The following is a 1,527-nucleotide window of genomic DNA, read 5'->3' as shown; positions in this document are numbered from 1 at the left end:
GGCCCCGAGACCTGTGTCGGGGTGTACGTCGAACGCTCCCTGGAAACGGCCGTCGCCACCCTGGCCGTACTCCTGGCCGGCGGCGCCTACGTCCCCCTGGACACCGCCTTCCCCGCCGACCGCATCACCCTCATGCTCACCGAAACCCGCACCACCCTCGTCCTCACCCACCCCACCACCCACCACACACTCCCCCACGGCCCCTGGACCACCCTGAACCTCAGCACCCTGGACACCGCCGAACCCGGCAACCCCGAACTCCCCGACATGCATCCGGACAACGCGGCCTACGTCATCTTCACCTCCGGCTCCACCGGCCGCCCCAAAGGCACCACCATCACCCACACCAACGTCACCCGACTCCTCGAAGCCGTCCACACCCGCCTGCCCTACGGCCCCGACGACGTATGGACCCTCTTCCACTCCTACGCCTTCGACTTCTCCGTCTGGGAAATGTGGGGCGCCCTCACCACCGGCGCCCACCTCATCATCACCCCCCACCACACCACCCGCGACACCCACGCCTTCCACACCCTCCTCCACCACACCCACACCACCATCCTCAACCAAACCCCCACCGCCTTCCGCCAACTCGAACACACCAACACCCACCACCCACACCCCCTCACCACCCTCCGCGCCATCATCTTCGGCGGCGAACCCCTCGACCCACCCTCACTCCAACGCTGGACCCAACGCCACGGCCACACCCACCCCGCCCTCATCAACATGTACGGCATCACCGAAACCACCGTCCACGTCACCACCACCCCCATCACCCCCCACCACCTCACCCAACCCCACACCACCATCGGCCAACCCCTCCCCGACCTCCACCTCCACCTCCTCGACCCCCACGGCCAACCCACCCCCATCGGCGTCCCCGGCGAAATCCACATCACCGGACCCGGACTCGCCCGCGGCTACACCCACCAACCCACCCTCACCGCCACCCGCTTCACCCCCAACCACCTCACCCACCACCCCGGCACCCGCCTCTACCACACCGGCGACCTCGCCCACTACACCCCCAACGGACAACTCCACTACCACGGCCGCACCGACACCCAAACCAAAATCCGCGGCCACCGCATCGAAACCAACGAAATCAACACCCACCTCACCGCCCAACCCGGCATCCACCAAGCCCACACCATCCCCCGCAACGACCACAACGACCAAACCGACCTCGTCGCCTACCTCATCCCCGACCACACCACCGAAACACCCACAACAACCACACTCCGCCAAGCACTCAGCCAACACCTGCCCGCCTACATGATCCCCCGCCACTTCGTCTTCCTCGACACCCTCCCCCTCACCCCCCAGGGCAAACTCGACCACCGGGCCCTGCCCTCCCCCTCCGGCGACCGCCCCGAACTCGGCACCACCTACACCCCACCCGAGCCCGGCCACGAGGAAACCCTCGCCCACATCTGGCGCGACGTCCTCGACGTCGACCGCGTCGGCCGCCACGACGACTTCTTCCACCTCGGCGGCGACTCCATCCGCAGCATCCAGATCCTC

The 1,527-nt window shown here is 67.6% G+C and carries 1 protein-coding gene; it reads left to right on the top strand.

Annotation, left to right across the window (positions count from 1 at the left end; translation table 11 throughout):
* Positions 1-1,527 (top strand): non-ribosomal peptide synthetase (locus tag OSB71_RS24100; RefSeq protein ID WP_265950926.1); only part of this gene is annotated, 1,527 nt, incomplete at both ends.

It is taken from the genome of Streptomyces marinisediminis (assembly GCF_026262575.1).
GTDB lineage: Bacteria > Actinomycetota > Actinomycetes > Streptomycetales > Streptomycetaceae > Streptomyces > Streptomyces marinisediminis.
This window is presented reverse-complemented; position numbering and strand designations above follow the sequence as displayed.